This window comes from uncultured Shimia sp. (assembly GCF_947498095.1).
Classification (GTDB): Bacteria; Pseudomonadota; Alphaproteobacteria; order Rhodobacterales; family Rhodobacteraceae; genus Shimia.
The window spans coordinates 52,023-70,955 of sequence record NZ_CANMJE010000008.1; the positions used below are offsets into that span (position 1 = coordinate 52,023).

General features: G+C 51.1%; 18 protein-coding genes. 13 read left to right on the forward strand and 5 right to left on the reverse strand.

Annotation, left to right across the window (positions count from 1 at the left end):
• Positions 1–331: 331 nt before the first annotated feature.
• The 5 genes from Q0932_RS14045 to Q0932_RS14065 all read right to left on the reverse strand — a co-directional run bounded on the left by Q0932_RS14045 (position 332) and on the right by Q0932_RS14065 (position 3,743).
• Positions 332–739, reverse strand: a complete 408-nt coding sequence (locus Q0932_RS14045; protein WP_299354267.1) for a hypothetical protein — start codon at positions 737–739, stop codon at positions 332–334.
• A 370-nt stretch (positions 740–1,109) separates the two neighbouring features.
• Positions 1,110–1,763 carry a DUF3299 domain-containing protein gene (locus Q0932_RS14050; RefSeq protein ID WP_299354270.1) on the reverse strand — a complete coding sequence of 218 codons (654 nt, stop codon included), beginning with the start codon at positions 1,761–1,763 and terminating at the stop codon, positions 1,110–1,112.
• Between the two features lie 216 nt (positions 1,764–1,979).
• Entirely contained in the window at positions 1,980–2,321 is a 342-nt protein-coding gene (locus tag Q0932_RS14055; RefSeq protein WP_299354272.1) for a hypothetical protein, read from the reverse strand.
• A gap of 12 nt (positions 2,322–2,333) precedes the next feature.
• A complete protein-coding gene (locus Q0932_RS14060; RefSeq protein ID WP_299354275.1) occupies positions 2,334–2,564 on the reverse strand; it encodes a hypothetical protein in 231 nt (76 codons plus the stop codon).
• Between the two features lie 177 nt (positions 2,565–2,741).
• Complete coding sequence (locus Q0932_RS14065) at positions 2,742–3,743, reverse strand: AraC family transcriptional regulator (RefSeq protein WP_299354278.1); 1,002 nt, start codon at positions 3,741–3,743, stop codon at positions 2,742–2,744.
• Positions 3,744–3,932: 189 nt separating this feature from the next.
• On the opposite strand from Q0932_RS14065, the gene Q0932_RS14070 reads away from it, so the two are divergent.
• From Q0932_RS14070 to Q0932_RS14130, 13 genes are all read left to right on the forward strand, one after another.
• Positions 3,933–5,339, forward strand: coding sequence for an amidohydrolase family protein (locus tag Q0932_RS14070; RefSeq protein ID WP_299354280.1), 1,407 nt, complete (start codon positions 3,933–3,935; stop codon positions 5,337–5,339).
• Between the two features lie 18 nt (positions 5,340–5,357).
• The gene (locus Q0932_RS14075; RefSeq protein ID WP_299354283.1) at positions 5,358–6,428 is read left to right on the forward strand and encodes a metallophosphoesterase family protein; all 1,071 of its coding nucleotides are present in this window, start codon (positions 5,358–5,360) and stop codon (positions 6,426–6,428) included.
• 6 nt (positions 6,429–6,434) lie between these two features.
• Entirely contained in the window at positions 6,435–7,640 is a 1,206-nt protein-coding gene (locus Q0932_RS14080) for a carbohydrate porin (protein ID WP_299354286.1), read from the forward strand.
• Between the two features lie 41 nt (positions 7,641–7,681).
• Complete coding sequence (locus Q0932_RS14085; RefSeq protein WP_299354289.1) at positions 7,682–8,077, forward strand: hypothetical protein; 396 nt, start codon at positions 7,682–7,684, stop codon at positions 8,075–8,077.
• The gene (locus Q0932_RS14090; protein ID WP_299354292.1) at positions 8,078–9,022 is read left to right on the forward strand and encodes a hypothetical protein; all 945 of its coding nucleotides are present in this window, start codon (positions 8,078–8,080) and stop codon (positions 9,020–9,022) included.
• 31 nt (positions 9,023–9,053) lie between these two features.
• Complete coding sequence (locus Q0932_RS14095; protein WP_299354295.1) at positions 9,054–9,545, forward strand: hypothetical protein; 492 nt, start codon at positions 9,054–9,056, stop codon at positions 9,543–9,545.
• A gap of 37 nt (positions 9,546–9,582) precedes the next feature.
• Complete coding sequence (locus Q0932_RS14100; protein WP_299354298.1) at positions 9,583–10,872, forward strand: OmpA family protein; 1,290 nt, start codon at positions 9,583–9,585, stop codon at positions 10,870–10,872.
• Positions 10,869–11,147 carry a glycine zipper domain-containing protein gene (locus Q0932_RS14105; RefSeq protein WP_299354301.1) on the forward strand — a complete coding sequence of 93 codons (279 nt, stop codon included), beginning with the start codon at positions 10,869–10,871 and terminating at the stop codon, positions 11,145–11,147. The genes Q0932_RS14100 and Q0932_RS14105 overlap by 4 nt, the downstream gene beginning before the upstream one ends.
• Positions 11,148–11,381: 234 nt before the next feature.
• Positions 11,382–12,527, forward strand: a complete 1,146-nt coding sequence (locus Q0932_RS14110; protein ID WP_299354304.1) for a mechanosensitive ion channel family protein — start codon at positions 11,382–11,384, stop codon at positions 12,525–12,527.
• Between the two features lie 49 nt (positions 12,528–12,576).
• Entirely contained in the window at positions 12,577–13,923 is a 1,347-nt protein-coding gene (locus tag Q0932_RS14115) for an efflux transporter outer membrane subunit (protein ID WP_299354307.1), read from the forward strand.
• A gap of 1 nt (position 13,924) precedes the next feature.
• Positions 13,925–16,642: an AsmA-like C-terminal region-containing protein gene (locus Q0932_RS14120; protein WP_299354309.1), complete on the forward strand. Its 2,718-nt coding sequence runs from the start codon at positions 13,925–13,927 to the stop codon at positions 16,640–16,642.
• 45 nt (positions 16,643–16,687) lie between these two features.
• Entirely contained in the window at positions 16,688–17,170 is a 483-nt protein-coding gene (locus tag Q0932_RS14125; protein ID WP_299354312.1) for a hypothetical protein, read from the forward strand.
• A gap of 57 nt (positions 17,171–17,227) precedes the next feature.
• Positions 17,228–18,901 (forward strand): mechanosensitive ion channel domain-containing protein, encoded by a 1,674-nt coding sequence (locus Q0932_RS14130; RefSeq protein WP_299354317.1) that lies wholly within the window; start codon positions 17,228–17,230, stop codon positions 18,899–18,901.
• Positions 18,902–18,933 lie beyond the last annotated feature (32 nt).

The window sequence follows — 18,933 nt, forward strand, 5'->3', positions numbered from 1 at the left end:
TCCCTGTTAATTCAGTAACAGGGAGAAATACTCGGCTATCAGGGAAAGAACTTTAAACAACAGGGAATTAACGGGAAGGAATAGGGAAACGCGTGATCCGCAAAATTTACAATAGTGCTATGAATGAAAGCACTCGGTCGAAATGCTGCCTGGTTCCGCGAGCGGTAATTGAAGAAAACCGCGGTGATCGGCTTGATGGGGCCCAAATCGACTGACGCTACAGATTGCACCAATGTCCGCAGAGGGCCGTCGGCTACGCTAGCTTGTCATATGAAACCAGTATGGATTCTTTGCCACCGCATCGCCGCTAGGTGCCCAAACCCGACGGCCTTTACCGCATCGCCATCAAGTTCGCGATAAGCATATCTCGTTTCTTGTCCATTTGCTCCTGGATCTTATGTACCAAGTCAGCTTCTGGGCCGCAGCAAATAACAGCAGTTTCCTTCATATCCCGATGTGTGCGGGTAGCGGAGTCGAGCATCGCTTGCTTAACGATACTCAGAATGGCGTTCCGTTCCGCGTCCGGAATATCGGAAAGGGCTGTATTCATTTCTTTTGTTACTCGGTTGACAAGGTTTTCGAGGTTCATTCTGGTGTCTCCGGGTTTGAAATCGCAAGGTTGAACATAACACAAAACGGGCGCATTGTACGCATTCCAGCCGCTGACGCAAAGAGCGGCGAAAGTCCGCACCCCGCCCTTCTTGTCAGGTGACGCAAACGGCCCATTCCAGCCGTTCACTCTTACCTCCAAAGCCGCAACGCGGCTTCACCAAACCGGCCGTGCAACGGCTGCGCAGCATTTGCAAATGCCGAGGGACTGCTGAGGAGGTCCAAGTAGCCTAATGCGGAAACAGCGTAAATTGTGATATCGGCTCACGGTCCAGACACGTAGGCTATGCGGCGGAGCAGCGCGAAACCCCCAAACCGGGCACTCCCGATGTGCAATATGGCCAAATCCGAACTAGTTGGTTCTATAATTCCGTTGGGGGTTTCAGTTGTGCACAAAACAGCAACTTCGTAGCGGTGAGTTTAACCCGAGTACCGGTGGCTAGCCATAACCAGAACAGACAAAAAACTTGGGGCTAGCAGTAGCCCGAACGGCTCATCATTCAGTATGAAAAGACGTTTTTGGCCGACATTCCGTAACCCACCTCAACGCGGGCCTCGCCATCTGACAGTCCTACATCTTGAGTCGAATATTCCGCGCGCATTTTCCCCTCTATCCAAACGGGCGTGAACAACCCCGAAACTTCAATTCCGTCAGGGTAGGAAACATGTACCATTTGATTTGCGGGAGGCGGCGGAGTGTGAATGCAGGCACCAGCATAAGGCACAAGTACAAAAGACGTCACCTTCTGACCGTCGAATTCCAACGGTAATACATAGCCAGGTATGCGGACTTCAGTACCAATGACTTTCTCGTTAACTGCAGTGGATTGAGCATGCCGCTTTTGAATTATCGTTTCTCGCCGTTCGAAAAGCCACTCTACATCAAGGCCTTCGTCTGCCAGTTGGTTGCGCAGGTTTTCGGCACGCTCGGCCGTGATGTGACTATTGGATTTGTTTTTGGAAGACTCATACCGAAGTATTGTTCTAAGCGCCTCCAGTTGTTCGGTCGATAATTCAGCAAAGGGATCTTCAATGATTGTCTGCGGCGGTGCCAGTTCAGCCCAACTGATTTCCGATGGTTCTGCAGCAGCAGAAAAACCGGCAGTAACAAGAGCAACCGCAAGTATCAGAAACTTAGTGTTTGCCATTGCCATGTGAACGGCTGCTCCCATTCGTTCTCAGCATTTACGCGGACGGAGATATCCTACCTTTTAGATATAGATACTATGCATGGCTACGTTAGGCGAAGGCAACCATGATATCCTCACATGAACAGCAATTCATACTCATTTGACCCGACACGGCCTGCTACGGCCAGATGCAGACATTCACAGCACATTACTTCAATTAGTTTTTTCGACGAAAGAAAATCAGCGTTTGGGTGCTCCGGAAATGCTTTCCTCCAAAACGGCCGGACGATCAGGAAATTCAGAATGCTCATCTTCGAGCGTCTCAATATCGGCGCGCCGTGAATATACCTTGTCTCCTATGTCGAGACCGGATTCACCCTCCTCGGTCACAGGATACCGGATTGGTTGACCGGGCCTGAGGTCAATGTTCGCGCCGCCATCGTCGATGATGATCTTCCCGCTGACCAACACGTACAGAAAACCCTTGGTGAAGGAGCCATTCATGCCTTTCTTCATAGAAGATGCTTCCGTGATCGAATCGGGGTTGAAAATTCCAATATCCGCAATCATGACTTCCTGCATCCGACCGCGTTCCTACATCGCTTTCAGTCGGACTTTGGAGAAGTACTTTGCAGAGATGTAGGAGGCGTTGTTGACGAGGTTCATGAGAGGGATCCCTTGCTCCCGTGCCGCGCGAAAAACGATCCCATAGGTACTAGCGTTGCACGGGTGACCGCCATATTCTTGAAAGTCAGCATCGATGGGTACGGGTTTCCCATCAACGGTGAAACCCACAGTATCGTGCGCGATTGCGATATCCTTCATGTGGATTCATCGCTTTCGGCCCTAACCGGTCACTCAGTAATGAATTGATGAATGTCAGTTAACCGTATCTAGGTAAGCAAAAAACTGAACTCATTTGTGGCATTGCTCCAACTCTTGAGAATACCTCCCGACCAAAAGCAGTTTAGAAGTACGTTTTTTGCCCGATTTTGTTGAAACCTAGTCACTAAGGCGCATGCCCTCTTTTCGAAACTGCGAGGGGCTGAGCCCATAAATATTGGAAAACGCTCGGCTGAAGTTCGACGGGTCGCGATAACCAAGGGCCGAAGCTATCTCCTCGATTGAGCGATCCGTTTTGGATAACGTGTCCTTCGCATATCTCATTTTGATGTGGGAAATTTCGCTAGACGCGTTCGTTCCGTAAGACGCCAGCTGCCGATTTAGTTTTTTTGAGCTCATCTGCACCAGCGCTGCTGCTTCATGAACGTTCAGCGCTCTGTTTCCAACCACTTGCTCCAACAAGTGTCTAAAGCCAGCCAAGAAGTCATCCGACTTTTGCACCGAGGATGTTTCGCGGATTTCGGAAACACCGCCTTCCTTCGAAAGACCCATCGCAAGCCAGTCAGAGGGAAATAGGATTTTTGGCCCCATTTTGTTCCCGGTCAGAGTTTGGAAACCGTCATAGCGACTCGGCAACACTGTAGGATCACACAGCACCAGAACGACTTTTTCTGGCTGCATGTTGTGTCCCAGGACTTTTTCCAAAATTGCCAACTTTAGGCCAATCATGAAACCATCATTTTGTGCTGGCTTGACCAGTGGTTCAAATCGGCGAGTTTCGCCAAAAGCTACTGTATTCCCCCTTACTTCGACGTATGGCGTGACAGAGGAGGCAACTTTGGTGGCCTCAACAACATAAATATTCAAAAACTCTCCAAGAGTTTTTGCCTGCTTCAACGCGAGCTGTATCATCGGCCATCCCGTCGGATCCAGCCGTGCCCCGATACTTGCGCAAAATGTTACATCTTGAGCGGCTTCTGCGCAGTTCTCCACAAATTGGTGCATGACCATGACATGGACTGACGCGCCTGCGTGTTCACAAGCAGACATTGTTAAACCGACCGACTCTAATATGGGTTCTGGATCAATCCCTCTTGCCTTAAGTCCATGCAAAAGAGGGCCGAGCAACTGAAGTTGCACCAGGGGTAAAGAATTTGGCATGAATTCTGGCTTCCACCTTCCTTGAGGCTACATTCAGTTTGGACAAATGGGAGCTGTCAACACAAACCAGTCATTTCAGGCCGATTTTCGTGACCTCTTGTCCATTAATGACAGGCGCTGAAAAATAGTTTCTGCAAGAATGGCGTTGAGTTCTCATAGAAGAACGATGAACTAATCGGGAAAAAAAGCATGAGAAAATATAGACTGTTATCCGCTTCATTGATGTGCGGATTTATTGCCGTAGCTGGCGGTGTCGCTGCCCAAGAGGACACTCCGCGTCAGGTTCTATTCACAAACGTAAACATATTTGACGGAACGAAGGCTGAATTGATCCAAAGTGGTTCGGTTCTTGTCGAAGGTAACCTCATCAAGACAGTTTCAGCAGAGATGATTGAAGCACCGGATGCATATTCGGTCGATGGTGAGGGGCGAACTTTGATGCCGGGTTTGATCGACATGCACTCGCATTTGTGTATTCGCAACGGCATGCTCGAATTTAGGGACAACTATGACCAAATGGCCAACGGGGCCTATACGGCCATCGCCATGCAAGACTATCTTGACCAAGGGTTCACGACAGTTCGCGATGCTGGTTGCAACATTCTTGGAATCGCCAAGGCAGTGAATAATGGCATTGTCCCTGGTCCTCGCATCTTCCCTAGTGGGGCCTTTCTAAGCCAAACTGGCGGTCATGCTGATACAGGGTCGTTCAATGATGTTCCTGGCGATATGGATGACTTGGAAGCACATATGTTTGGCTTCATTGCAGACGGCATCGCTGAAGTTCAACGTGCAGCACGGCACAACCTTCGCAATGGGGCAACTCAGATCAAGGTTATGGCTGGCGGCGGCGTTGCCAGTGAATTTGACCCCTTACATACGACACAGTACTCGCCCGAAGAACTCGAGGCCATCGTTGAGGTTGCAAAAGACTACGGTACATATGTTTTGGTACACGCCTATCATGATCGGTCGGTGAACCGGGCGATTGATGCGGGAGTTCGTGTGATCGACCACAACTTTCTCGTTTCAGAAGAAACAATTATTCGCATGAAGGAAGAAGGTGTAGCACTTTCTGTTCAGGCGGTCATGTCTCTTGAAGCTTTTGGTGACCCGGAAAGCATTACGTTCTTCAGTGCAGACCAGAAAGCAAAGGCAACACAGGTGAACTCTGGCGCAAGACAAATGATGGAGTGGGCCGTTAAGCACGAACTACTGATGGTCACCGGGGGTGATATGTTTGGGCCCGACGTGGTACGCCAGGCAGACAATATCATCTGGTTCAATGATGAGATTACCCAGAACCCTCATCTGTCTCTTTTGACAGCAACAAGCAACGCTGCCGAAGTATTGACTTGGTCAGGTGGGATGAATCCTTACAAAGAGGGTACTTTGGGTACAATTGCCGAAGGTGGCTATGCAGACATCATCCTGATCGATGGCAACCCGTTGGAAGACATCCATACACTCAAACGTGACAACGTGGATTTCGTCATGAAGGACGGAATAGTTTACAAAAACTGGCTACCGGATGACAAGGCGCCTGCATTCCTGCCTGCCGGACCGGAACGCAACGCATACTTCGGAAATCTCTAAACCTTCCTAATTGGAAGATTGGCAGGGCAGCTTTGTTTACCTCGGGCAGCCCTGCCTCAAACTCAGCTGAGGTCGAAAAGAAAAATGCACCGCCTATTCGTCACTTTGTTTTTCGTATCCAGTTTTTGTTCTACTGCAAACGCCGATAACTTTGAGCATTCGGTTCAAAGCGCTGCAAAGCCTTGGACGCACACAAGTTTTGATGCGGCGCCGGACAAATTTACTTTCGCTATTCACTCAGATCTGACGGGTGGTGAACGTGCCGATGTCTTTGCGACTGCCATTGCGCAGCTAGAACTGTTGCGCCCCGAGTTTCTAATTAGCATTGGCGATCTAATCGAAGGTGGAGGTAGCCGTCTTGATTTGGTCATGGAATGGGAAAGCTATGATGCACGCGTTCAGAATGCGACGTTCCCGGTGATGTATGCAGGGGGCAATCATGATCTTTCAAGCGATTTCGAACGCGAAGTCTGGGCTGAACGTTATGGACCGCACTTTTATCACTTCCGTTACAAGAACGTCTTGTTTTTGGTTCTCGACAGTGAAGACATGACTGATGATCGCCGCAAAGAGCTTGTCCAGCTGAGACTGGATGCCATCGAACTTCATAAAACGGAAGGTGCTGAAGCGGCCCTTGCGTCGCCCTATGGGCAAAGTGCTGAGAAGACCACTGGTGCAGTGGGCGAGGCTCAGGCGGACTACTTCGTACAAGTGCTCGCAGACAATGCCGATGTTCGCCATACTTTTGTGTTTGTCCACAAACCGGTATGGGACGCCAAAAGCAGCCCATATTTTCGCATCGAGGCTGCACTGCAAGACCGCCCGTTCACAGCTTTCAATGGCCATGTACATGCCTATTCCTACAAAAAAAGGAACGGGCATGACCACCTGCAGCTCGCCACGACAGGCGGAGCCTTTTTCCCTGAGTTGGGTATGTCAGAAGACCACGTTACCCTAGTTACGGTGGATGGCAGTAACGGCGTTAGCGTTGCAAATCTGATGCTTGCGGGAATACGGGATAAAACAGGCGCCATTCCCGGCAATGGTGACAAATTGTGTTTTTCAAACAGCGCATGTGAACAGGACTAATCTAAAATGACCAAACTCTTCCTCCTGTGGGCTGCTTCTATCCTTTCCATTTTGGGCCTGTTTTCCGGCGTAGCGCCACTTGCCGCACAGCAAGGACTTTCGGGCCCTTCCTCTGCCGCGGCCGACCTAAAGCAAGGAGACGGCCTGACGGATCCACAATTTCGTTCGGACTTTCCGCGGAACATCGCGCCGGGGTGGCATGCTTGGAAAGATGGGCTAGCCGAGCAGGGTTTTCGTTTCAACCTCGATTATCTGATGCTTGGCCAATCCTCCAACGCGGACCTTGGTACCGGTGAAGCCGCGAGCGGCATCTTTCGGTTCTATGGCAATTGGCAGGCCACTGACCACGGATCACTGACGTTCAAGGTAGAGCACCGCCACGCCTACACAGATGTCGCGCCGCAGTTTTTGGGACTGGATGGCGGTGCGCTGTCAATTACCGGGACGGCGTTTAACGATGGCGGAACCATGCTGACAAATCTGTTCTGGACTCAGCGTGCGGAGAACGGCTCCTGGTCGCTGCAATTCGGGCAGATCGACGTTACAGATTTTGTGGATGTCTATGGTTTGGTCAGCCCTTACACAGGTTTTCAGAACTTAGCTTTCAACACCAATCCGACAATCAGTGCTCCCAATCCTGGCCTCGGCATCGCGGTTGGTGCTAAGCTGGGGAAAAGCTTTTACGTCGTCGGGAGCGTCGCAGATGCCAATGCAAATCCTGGTTCACCGGATTTCGATGTGTTCAGGGATGGGGATTTGTTCAAAAGTCTTGAATTCGGCTACACCAGCGGATTTGACAGGCTTTACTTGGACAATGTGCACCTGACACTTTGGCATGCAGATGCAGCCGGTGACGGAAGCCGCGCAGAGGACTACGGAGCGGCCTTTTCGGCTGCGTGGTTCATCGACAACCAATGGATGCCGTTTGTCCGGGCGGGAAAGTCAAAAGGCACAGCAGCCCTCTATGAAAACTCAGTTTCAGTTGGGGTTGGCTACTATGGCCACAACACGGACCTTGCAGGGGTCGGCCTGAACTGGGCTGAGGCCAATGGTATTCCAGGAAGTCAACGCACGCTCGAAGCATTCTATCGTTTTTCGATCTCACCCAACCTCCAGATCACCCCGTCCATCCAGTTCATCGATAATCCTCTTTTGAATCCGGGCCAAAGCAACATAACGTTGTTTGGATTGCGGGCGCGAGTGGTTTTTTGATGCGATTTTTGGCTGCGTAAAAGAAGTTGATTGGAGAGCCAATGATAAAGCTAGTTCGAATAACAATTGCGCTGACACTTCTGTCTATTGCGGTTGGTACCGCCGATGATGCCTTTGCCAAAGACAACAAAGGCAACAAACCTAACAAAGGTGGTAAAAAAACAGATGGCGTGAGCCTTCAGATCGAAGACAAGCCGGGCAAAAAGTCAAAAGGAGCCAAGGCTATCCCTCCTGGCCAGATCAAGAGATATACAAAAGGTGCAAAACTGCCCTCGAATTTGAACTACAATGACATCGGCGATCTGTCAAAATGGAAGCTTGGCGAGCCCGGCAAGGGCAACCGCTACATTCGGGTTGATGATGAAATCCTAGAAGTAACCGATGATCTGTCCACGGTTGTGGATGCCGTAGGCATCGTCGGAGATTTGCTTAAGTAGTTGCTCTCGCCAGATATCAAACACTTCAGGGCAAAAACTACCTCGTTTGTCTTGAGGCTGGCCGAGGTGACTAGCTCCAGCGGGACCTCGGCCCATTTTCGCAACATGCAGGATGGATTCATGACTAACTTTTTTCCCCTTGCACTGTTTCTGTCTGGTTGGGCTGGTATGGCTGCTGCTCAGGTTGGGCCAAGCATTGACGAGCTGGCCAGAGAACTGTCCAACCCAGGCGCGGCAAACGCGACTTTGAACTTCAAGTTCGAGTATCGAAGTTTTGATGGTTCACTGCCTGGTGCAAGTGAACAGGACAGTTTTACCACGACCTTCCAGCCAGTTCTTCCGTTCGTTTTGGATAACGGCAATAATCTCATTTTCAGGCCTGCATTTCCTTATGTGGTGGGCCAGCCCTCTTTCAATTTGGGCAGCAACACATTTGACACAGCGAGCCAGTTCGGAGATTTGCCCTATGATCTACTGTATTCTTGGAGCAACAATGGGTGGACTTTTGGCGCGGGTCTTGTCGGGTCGGTACCGGTCGGGTCTTCCATTTCTTCCGACAATTGGCTTTTGGGGCCATCGTTTCTGGCGGTGAGGCCAACCGATTGGGGTATTTGGGGCCTGTTCCCCTTTCACAATGAAAAAGTTGACGGAAGTGGCCCGGATGTATCGGTTACATCATTACAATACTTCTTGTTTGCGAGTCTAAGCGATGGCTGGCAAGTCGGCATGGGTCCAACGATTTCTTATGACTGGAATGCCGTGTCAGGACAGGAATGGACAGTTCCCATCGGATTAACGGTGGCCAAGACAACCGCAATTGGTCGGCAGTTGGTCAAGTTGAACGCAGGTTTCGAATACAATGTTGTGCGACCTGACGCTTTTGCGTCGGATTGGAAATTCACATTCACCTTTAGCCCGGTTGTGAAAAACCCGTTCCAAAAATGACATGATTTTAACGGGTTAGGGGGGAGATAAGATGAACAAAACAATTATTGCGTTACTTGCGGTTGGCATTCTTGCCATCGGGGCATTTGCCCTGATGCCCGAGGAAGAGCCGACTGTGCAAGACAAACTGAATGAGGCCAGGGAAAGCCTCACCGAGGCGGCTGATCTTGCCAAGGTAGCGGTTGAGGAAAAGGCAGAGCAAGTAAGCTCCGAACTTGAAGAGCAGCTGAATTCTGCAAAGAAATCAACGCTCGAGATTGTGGAAGAGCTGCAGGAGTCTGCCACGCAAACCGCGTTGGATATGTCCAAGCTTCGCGATGACATTAAGCGCGAGTTTGAAGCAGGTGGGTCACTGAACATGGACGGCTACAACCCTTCTCGTGCGGCCGCGGCCTTAAAGGATATCGGATTGGACGGAGGTACAGCCAAATCCATTTCTGATTGGTTGGCTGATCTTTACCGAACGCCAGAGCAGGCAGAGGCCGCCATTTCACAATTTCTGGAAACACTAAAATCAAAATGACTTGAAAACAAAAAGACAAAGTAAGGGAGGAAGTAAATTGCACAGACTACTTTTATCAGGAGCGGCGGCCATTGCATTGATGTGCGGTGCAGTGTCGGCCCAAACCATGTCAAAGTACGGCACCGACAACAGGTGGCGCGCCATTGGTGAACTGACGGATGCTCAATTGGGCGCTGTTCTGCATGCAAATGGCCGGGTTTCCATGAGTGGCACCTTCTTTGCTTCGGATAGTGCAACACTCTCTGATGGCGCCAACGAAGTGCTGTTCAAGCTTGCGCGGGTTCTTGAAGGTATGCCTGACGCTCGTTTGGCCGTGGTCGGACATACGGACAGTACCGGCGATTTTAGCAGCAATCTCGAACTCTCCCAGACAAGGGCCCAAGCGGTGGTCGACGCCTTGGTGGCTGCGCCAAACAATGTTGATCCTGCGCGGCTCGCTGCGGTTGGGGTCGGCGCCATTGATCCGGTTGCGTCCAATACATCCACCGAAGGCAGAGCACTGAACCGGCGTGTGTCCTTTGTTTTGATTGATGCCGCTGACAAGGCATCTGCAGATGGGGCATGGATTCCAGATCCCGTCACCGGTTGTCTCATCTGGAACAGTGGTCAACCATCTGACGGAGAAGGAGCCAGCTGGAACGGAGCCTGCAAGGATGGCAAGGCTAACGGTCGCGGTACGGCCGTGTTTTGGGATGCCAACGGCCTGGAAGGGAGGTTTGATGGCGACTTGCAAAACGGCAAGGCGGACGGTCCCGGTGTGGCATGGGCTCGCAATGATGACATGACAGGATACGATCGCTACGAAGGGTATTTCGTTGCTGGGGAGGCTGCTGGAGAAGTCACCATCACAACCACTGAAGGCTATGTGTTTATTGGAGAGTTCCTCGAAGATGGTGACCATGCTGTTGGAGAGCTGACAACTCCAGAGGGATGGGTTCTGCAAGGCGAGATCAAAGACGGTCAGACTGTTGGATCTGCTCTTGCCTATTTTGAGACAGAGGAAGGCGAACTCTATTTTGGCGATGTCGAAAACAATGCCAAGAACGGGTTTGGTATGATGATTTCACCCAATGAAACCAGCTACATTGGCGAGTTCAAGGAAGGTTCACCGTCAGGTCTGGGAGTCTTTGAAGACACAGCAGGAAGCCAGTTTGTCGGTCAGTTCGACGCTGGTTCGCCCAATGGTGTTGGCACCGCAGTCGATAGCGAAGGTGTGGCTTATCAGGGGCGGTTTATCGATGGCGTACCAGATGGCGTGATACTTGTGACCGACATGGACGGCACTCAGCGCACCGAAACCTGGCAAAATGGGAGCAAAGTAGAATGACTTACCTGACAACAAACAAGGGACTCTCGAAGTGTCTTGCTTTGAGCCTTTTGGCTGGTAGCCTTGCTTTCACAACTTCCGCGGAGGCGGGGTCTATCGGCCGTAAAGCTATAAAAGGTGCCATTGCAGGAGCTGTGATTGGAGAAATTGCCGGAGGTGATGCTGCCCAGGGAGCCAAGATTGGCGCCGCCGCGGGAGCGGTGACTGGAATCATCGATAAAAACCGGCATCGGGATAGGGTTAAGCATCGGGTCAAGAAGAAGCATCGCCGCTAGTACCTGGTGGTTACCCCATAAAGACGACCGAGGCGCCACAACGGTTTGCGCCTCGGTCCACCTGAAATCTGGAAGCAAAGGCCGGTCGAACACATGAAACATTTGTATGAACGAATAAGAAGTGAGTTTGTTGTTGTTCTACTTGCCGGAATCTTGTGCAGTCTGGCATCAATTGGTCTGACTGCGTCGCAAGAGCTGCGAGCCAAGGCCTCAGGGGCAGGCGTAACCCCCGAGGTGCTTGAAGCCTATATAGTGCCATTCACGGTCGATGAATTGTCTGACCTTGCAGGGGTTTGGCAGGGTCATCTTTCCCAATCCATCGAGTCGAACATAGAGCTCAACGCCAGTCTTGGTGGTCTTGGTGAAGCCGAGGCCCAACGCGTGCGGGAAAAAATCACTCGCTTGTTGGAAAAGCAATCAATCCTTGGCGCAAACTACCAGGTCGTACTGAATGGCTGGTCGTTAAAAGGGGCTTCTCCAGAGGACGTTGCACCACACCAAAGCTATCTGGATGCGGTCAGCACGGCCACCTTGCAGGCAACGGATTTGCGTACCCTATTTTCGTTTGCTGCCAATTGGCTGGTGTCCAAAGATGGAGGGCTGGGTCTACTGTTACAGCTTTTTGTGTTTGTTCTTTCATTTGTTGTGTTGTTGTTTGCCGCCCGTTTTGTAAAGCGGGCCGCCTCAAAGGGGTTGGATCGCCTGCCAGCTATGTCCCGGCTTTTAAAGTCCTTCGTACTGACGGTTGTCTATTGGGTTACAATCGTTGTTGGTCTCATGATTGCGCTCGGTTTGGCGGGGGTGAACGTAACGCCTTTGTTCGCAGTATTCGGTGGTTTGAGTTTTATTCTTGGCTTTGCCTTGCAGGACACTCTTGGAAACCTGGCGAGTGGCCTGATGATCATGGTCCTAAAGCCTTTTGATACCGGAGACTATATCGAGATCGCAGGCGCCAGCGGCATGGTTGACAATATGTCTGTTGTTTCGACCCAGATCCGCACATTTGATAATCAGTATATTGTCGTGCCGAATTCAAAAATTTGGGGGGATGTGATTACCAACGTGAGCGCAGCCAAGACACGGCGTGTCGATCTGGTATTCGGAATTGCCTATTCGGATAGTGCACCTCATGCGATGGAGGTTTTAAAGGGGCTGGTTGAGAATGACCGGCGCTGTCTCAGGGATCCTGTTGCGGAAATTTTTGTTGGAGAGTTGGGTGACAGTTCGGTCAATCTGTTCTGCCGCCCATGGGTTGCGACTGAAGATTACTGGGATGTTTACTGGGGGCTGACCGGAGCAGCCAAGGAAGCCTTTGACAGGGAAGGGATTTCTATTCCGTTTCCACAACGGGATGTCCATCTTATCTCCGCCGAAACCTAACAGAAAAACGAATATGGCAAGGCAATACATGTTGGTCAGCAGGAGAAGCATGCTTCTGGGAATATCTTCATTGACAGTTGTTGGGTGTACCGCGGGTGAGGATTTTTCCACTCCGACAATGAAGTTGTCCAAAAGCTTCTCAGGCAAATCCAGTGGCCCGGTTCGGACCAATGATGCGAAATGGTGGCTGGCGTTCAACGATCCTGTCATCAACCAGATTGTTGATTTGGGTTTGAAGCAGAACCTGGATGTTCGACGGATCGCCGCAAGGATCGAGCAGTCTCAGGGCATTCTTGATGCTGCAGGCAATCCCATTGCGGGAAACGCCCGGATTGCCGAGTCCAGAATAAACTCGGGCGGTGGCAGTCCGACCACGCAAACCGGGTTTGTGCGCGCAGAAGCGACTTGGAAAATCGATCTCTTTGGGCGGTTGCGAAGAGAGAGGGAAGCGGCTTTTGCTCGTCTCGAGGTGGCCTATGCGGATCTGGATATCTGGCGACTGTTGTTCGTAGACGAAATTGTCTCAGCCTACATCGATTTGCGTTATGCGCAGGAATTGCTGCGCGTTCAAATGCGCGTCTTGGAAAGCCGCAAAGCCACATTGGAAGCCACAAGGGCTCTGGCAGACGAAGGGCAAGCTACCGACCTCGAAATAGCGCAAGCAAAGTCTCTGGTGCTGTCTACGCGGGCCAGCATCCCCGAAACGCGGGTTTTGTTCGTCAGAATGCTCAATCGTATCATCGCTCTGGTCGGGGCAACGGAAATTCCGGGCCGCGAAAAATTCGATGCCCGCGCACCGCAGCCGGTTGCGAAATCGCATATCGTCTCGACGGGTGTTCCCGCCGATTTGCTGCGCAACCGTCCGGATATCGTCCGTGCCGAACAACGTTTGGCAGAAGCGGTTGGGTTGTTGGGGGTCGCGGAAGCCGATCTCTATCCGCAGTTGGTTCTGACCGGCAACGTGAACATCAACGTCAGCGGTTCTGAGGTACTGCCCGGCGCGGGTTTCTTGCGCCTTGGCTTTGACGTGCCAATCTTTGACCGGCACGTCCGAAAAGCCAAAATCGAGACGGCCAAGGGGTTGGTAAAGGAACGACAGGCCGAGTGGGAAAAGGAAGTTGTCCTGGCTGTCGAAGAAGTTCGCAATAGCATGTATGCTCTGGATCAACACCAAAAGGCAGTTAAGGCGGCTAAAAAGGCGGTGAACGCCTCGGAAAAGGTGCTGGAAGTTGCTCGAAGACGATTTGCGGACGGGTCTGCGTCGTTCCTCCAGGTTTTAGACGCAGAGCGCTCCTTTCTGACTGCTGAAAACGCCTATGCGTTGGACGTTCGAAACCAGGCCATTGATTTTGTGAATCTGAATGTCGCTTTGGGCGGCAGTTTTGGAAGAGGCTGATATGACACGATGGGTTCTGGGTGCCATGAAATGGTTGGCGATTTTGCTGGCTCTTCTCCTCGTGCTGGGCTGGCTTGTTCTGGCCGCTCCGTTTTTTTCCGATCTCAGAAAGACATTTGTTGCTGACTTACTATCATCGCAGATCGGTCAAACTCTGAAGGTTGAAGGAGATGTAAAAGTTGTTCTTGGCCGAACAACATTTGTTCATGTGAGTGATGTCAGCATCCCCAGCACATCTATAGATGGTCTCAATCTCGCGGAACTAAACCTTCTGGAATGGGAACTTGATCTGCCCGCATTGCTTGATGGCAGGATTGCGCTCGACAATCTAACGATGGATGGGCTTCAGGCCAATGTCATCACCCAGGCGGACGGAACGACAAGCTGGATCAAGAGGGATCCGCTTCATCAATCCGGCGAAGATACGTCAGACGAGACAAAGGATGGCGTCGCGGCATCCTCTGAAGCCGGGCAAGCCTCGGCATCGCCCTCCATCTTCAGCTTTCTCAGCGACAAGACGGTCACCTTTTCCAATATCGGACTTTTGTCTCGGGACGAGATTTCAGGATTTGAATTTGATTTCAAATTAGACAAGATTTTGCTCGAGCAGCTCAAGAATGGACGACTTGTTTCTCTTTCAGGTAGCGGGCAGGTGAATGGAGAAGCGTTTTCATTGGATGGTAAGTATCCAAAGGGACAAGCCTTCACAAACCTGCTCGACTTTGGCGACATTGCCGTTTCGTATAATGGCAGTGTCATCTCTGCCGAGGAGGGCGGTGGGTACACTGCCAAACTCAAAGTTGATACGGGCGAAATCGGAGATGTGTTCGAGGTCTTAGGACTTGAGCGGAGCTTGGAAGGAACAGGGGCACTTAGCGCAACGGTAACCAGTCAATCCGGCTTGTTGGCAATCAAAGACCTGAATACGGTTTTGGATTTGCATCAAGGTCAACAAATTTCGGTGAATGGAAATGTCGAAAACCTCCTGACAAGGGCGGGATTTGACGTAAAGCTCGAAGCCCGTTTGCATCCCGAAGGTCGCCCCCCAAAGAAAGCCCAGTCCCTCAAAGAGTTGAAGCTTTCTCGGATTGTCGCTCATGTCATAGATAAAGAAGGTACACTGGAGTTTAAAAAACTCGTCATACATACCAACGCCTTTGATCAGGGTTTGAACAAGGTCGGCCCAATTTCAATTGGTCGGATTTACCGAACCCAAAAACAAACTTTGGGACTGGCGGATGTGCGAATTCAGGCAGGCCCCAGGCGCGCGCCTTATATCGTCGCCTCGGGTGATGTTGGCGACGTTTTGAAATTCAGGTCTGTTGAGATGGCCGGAACGCTTTCGGGGCCTGCTTCGTTGTTGTTGAAGTCATTAAGCGAGGAAGAGGCCGCGAAGTTTGGTGGTGTGCAGGCAGACTTTGAAGTCTCCGACGAGGCCGGGAGCCTGAGCCTGACCAAATTTTCTGCCTCTACTAATGACACAGAGCTGTGGTCGCTGAATGCCGACTTAAAGGTTGCGAATGTCGCCCGTCTTGATGGCCTTAAGGCTTCTATGTCCATTGCTGTGCCTGAAACTCCGGGTTTTCTTGAGGCGTTGCGGCTGGCGCCGGTTGATGTGGGCGCAGTTGAGTTTGGCGTATCTCTGGAAGGCCAGGCACGTGCTGCCGATGTTGGTCTGGTGTTTAATGCGGGCGAAAGCGATCTTAAGACAACGCTGTCAGTTGATTTGAGTGAAGAGATCAACATCCTACGCGGAAAAATCCTAAGCGAACGTATTCGGCTGGAGGATTTGCGCGATGGGGCGAAAGTCTTGGTGCAACTTGGAGAGGCCACTGAGGCTGCCCCCAAGAACGCTCCAAAGCAGGAAAAAGAAGAGCAAGAGCCTCCGATCCAGCCTCTGGTGCTTGAAGAAGAAAGCGGTGTGCTCGACCTCAAGAGAATTCTTACGGAGACGGATCTCGAAATTGAGTTGGAGTTGAAAGAGTTTGTTGGGGACGCGGGTAGCTCGTCAATGAACAGCGTTTTTAAGGCCAAAGAAGGGCTGATCGAGGCCGGGCCGATTGAACTCTATTATGGTCCGGGTTTCTTCAAGGTCATGGCAATGATGAATGCCCTGGAGGACCCTGAGCGTCTGAATGTGGTCGGATCAACCAGCGGTTGGGACTTTGGGGCAATTCTGGATGCCGTCGGTTTGGGGATCGACGCGCACGGCACATTGGACGCATCCTTTGACGTCTCTGGCAGCACAAAGTCCGGCAAGGCGTTCGTGAACTCAATGGTCGGCTATGCGTCTTTGAATATGGGAAAAGGCGATGTTGCTACAAGCTTGCTGGAACTTGCGGGTTTGGGCGTTTTCCCGTGGTTGTTCTCGGAAGAATTGGCAGAAGGAAAAACCGAGATCGTATGTGTCAGAGCCCCGGTTGAGGTGAATTCCGGCCGGGTCAGCTTTGACTCGGTCGTGGCCGAAACAAAAAGCGTTCAGCTTGTCGTTCGCGGCGCTGTCGATTGGATCGGCGACAGCATCGACATTCGCGCTGAACCGCGCCGCGTCGGGGATCCCCTGGCCCGAAGCGCCTGGCCTTTCGATGTCACGGGCAAACTTTCGGAACCGAAGTTCAAACTTGATATCGGCGGCTCGCGCAGCAGGCGATCAGACGGAGCGGATGAAATGCCTGCAAATCGAGTGCCGTGCCAACCTGATATCTTTCAACTCGAGTAGGGAGCCACAGGCCCCAGCCCGAAGAAATGGGCAAAGGAGCAAGGAATGAAGATAAGTTTACCTTTCATTGCGCTGATGTTTGCTGGAGCAACGAGCGCGGCAGAATTGAGCCCATTTGGCGTGTTGGGAGACTGGGAAATCAAAGTGGATCCTTCGAATGGCAACGGATGCCTGATGGAGCGCAAATTGAGCAGCGGCACGCGGGTGCAAATCGGAGTGGTACCCGACAAGGAGGGCGCCTTTTTTGCAGCCTACAATCCAAGCTGGACATCAATTGAAGAAGGCCAAACCGGTCAATTGCTTTTTGACTTCGGCGACTCGCGCTTTCAGGGAGAGGTTGTCGGCGTGAAGAAAGATGACATTCCTGGTGGGTATGCATTCTTTAACAACCCGAACTTTGTCTCAGAGTTCGGACTTCGGTTTGACGTCACACTCAAAGGAGAAAATGGCACAACGGAAACCATAGACCTGACGGGCAGCAAGGTCGCACTGGATGCGGTAAAGGCATGTCAAGACAGCCAAAATTAGTGCCAAGTTTCCTGTGAGGGCGAATTAATAGTGCTTAACGGAGAAGAGAAAGTGGTCATGCTCAGAAAGTTTTCTTCAAGGACTTGCAGCCGAATAAGAAGTTTAGCCAATTGGATTGCGATGTTCTTTCTGATGGCATGCATCTCAATGGCGCATGCGCAAGACGTTTTGCCTTCTGACGACCCAAGTAGCGAGCAACCGCAATTAGAAGACGAGGTTTTTGTGTCGCCAGTCATTGTGGAAGGGGACGAATTGTTCTTTGTCCGAGGCTCGACTGCCCTACCGGCCAACGAGAGGGCCGAGAAGGTTGAGGATCGCATCATCGAATTTGCTTCTTCATCAGACAAAAAAACACTCACGGTGCGTCTTCTAAAAAATGAATTTGGGACGGAGATTCAAGTCGACGGTCGCATGATGACGATCACCACGGACGCCGATGCTGATTTTGAACAAATTGGCATCGAAGTACTTGCTGGCCTGCAGGCAGAAGCCATTGAAATGGCCATTCTGGCCTATCGGGAAAACCGCTCGGGCGCCGCAAGAGTTGGTAGCGCCGTTGCTGCGTTTGTATGGACAGTGCTTTTCTTAGGTATTTCCTATCTGTTTTTCCACAAAAGAAAAGTTGCAATGGCGCTATTGAACAGGGTGGTTCGGAAGCGATTTTTGACGGTAGAGGAAAAAACACAAGCTTTTATCAGAGGTAAAGCGATCGCCAGTCTGGTTGGCTATGTGGCCAACATCGTACTGTGGATTGGTTATCTTGGCTTGTTTTATTACTACCTGTCGTTTGTATTGCTGGCGTTTGCCGAGACCCGTCCAATTGCGACACTCTTGCTGAACTATGTCAGCAAGCCAATGTCCGACTTTGCTTGGGGTGCCATTAGCTATTTGCCCAATATGATCGCGTTGGTCATAATTGCCATCATCACACGCGTGACTTTGCAAGGGCTGGCAATGTTCTTTGCCAACATTGAGCAAGGTGTTTTCGTGTTCAAGAATTTCGAAAGCCACTGGATCGCTCCAACTCATATGCTGGTTCGTATCTTTACCATCGTTATCGCGTTGGTGTTCGCCTATCCTTATATTCCGGGTTCGGATTCTCAGGCCTTCAGGGGCCTGACGATTTTGGCTGGCGTCATGCTTTCGCTTGGGTCGAATACGGTGGTCAGTAACATGATGGCTGGGCTGTTCGTGATCTATCGTCGCTCAACAAATATCGGTGATCGCGTTCTAGTGGGTGACAAGACCGGAGATGTCATTGAGATCAAGCTTATGGAAACCTTGATTAAGTCAACCAAGAATGAAATGGTCAGTATTCCCAATTCACAGTTGTTGAACTCTGAAGTTGTGAATTTGACGCGGGCTATTGATGGAAAGGGCCTGCTCGTACACACAACCGTAGGCATTGGCTATGAAGAGCCGCCCGCAAAAGTTGAAGCTATGCTCATTGAGGCGGCCCGCCGCACAACCGGTTTGAAGAAATCACCGGCTCCATTTGTTCTTTGGTCAAAACTAGCGGATTTTGCAGTAAACTATGAGATCAATGCCTATTCTTCCAGAGGCTGTGAGTTGCCAAAGATTCTTTCGGATCTGCATCGCAATATCTACGCCGTGTTCAGTGAAAACGGTACTCAGATCATGACGCCGTTCTACACGGCAGATCCCGAAGTGCCAAAACTACCGGATCAGGAATGGGATGGGCACCTGGCGGCTGGTCAGGCAAAAAAATGACAGGCCTTTCTTCCTTTCTTTCCTCGTCGGGT

Bases quoted from the DNA above. Each gene is read 5' to 3' on its own strand.
- Q0932_RS14050 (WP_299354270.1), bottom strand. From the start codon at position 1,763: ATGGCAATGGCAAACACTAAGTTTCTGATACTTGCGGTTGCTCTTGTT.
- Q0932_RS14055 (WP_299354272.1), bottom strand. From the start codon at position 2,321: ATGCAGGAAGTCATGATTGCGGATATTGGAATTTTCAACCCCGATTCG.
- Q0932_RS14060 (WP_299354275.1), bottom strand. From the start codon at position 2,564: ATGAAGGATATCGCAATCGCGCACGATACTGTGGGTTTCACCGTTGAT.
- Q0932_RS14065 (WP_299354278.1), bottom strand. From the start codon at position 3,743: ATGCCAAATTCTTTACCCCTGGTGCAACTTCAGTTGCTCGGCCCTCTT.
- Q0932_RS14070 (WP_299354280.1), top strand. From the start codon at position 3,933: ATGAGAAAATATAGACTGTTATCCGCTTCATTGATGTGCGGATTTATT.
- Q0932_RS14080 (WP_299354286.1), top strand. From the start codon at position 6,435: ATGACCAAACTCTTCCTCCTGTGGGCTGCTTCTATCCTTTCCATTTTG.
- Q0932_RS14085 (WP_299354289.1), top strand. From the start codon at position 7,682: ATGATAAAGCTAGTTCGAATAACAATTGCGCTGACACTTCTGTCTATT.
- Q0932_RS14095 (WP_299354295.1), top strand. From the start codon at position 9,054: ATGAACAAAACAATTATTGCGTTACTTGCGGTTGGCATTCTTGCCATC.
- Q0932_RS14105 (WP_299354301.1), top strand. From the start codon at position 10,869: ATGACTTACCTGACAACAAACAAGGGACTCTCGAAGTGTCTTGCTTTG.
- Q0932_RS14115 (WP_299354307.1), top strand. From the start codon at position 12,577: ATGCTTCTGGGAATATCTTCATTGACAGTTGTTGGGTGTACCGCGGGT.
- Q0932_RS14120 (WP_299354309.1), top strand. From the start codon at position 13,925: ATGACACGATGGGTTCTGGGTGCCATGAAATGGTTGGCGATTTTGCTG.
- Q0932_RS14125 (WP_299354312.1), top strand. From the start codon at position 16,688: ATGAAGATAAGTTTACCTTTCATTGCGCTGATGTTTGCTGGAGCAACG.
- Q0932_RS14130 (WP_299354317.1), top strand. From the start codon at position 17,228: ATGCTCAGAAAGTTTTCTTCAAGGACTTGCAGCCGAATAAGAAGTTTA.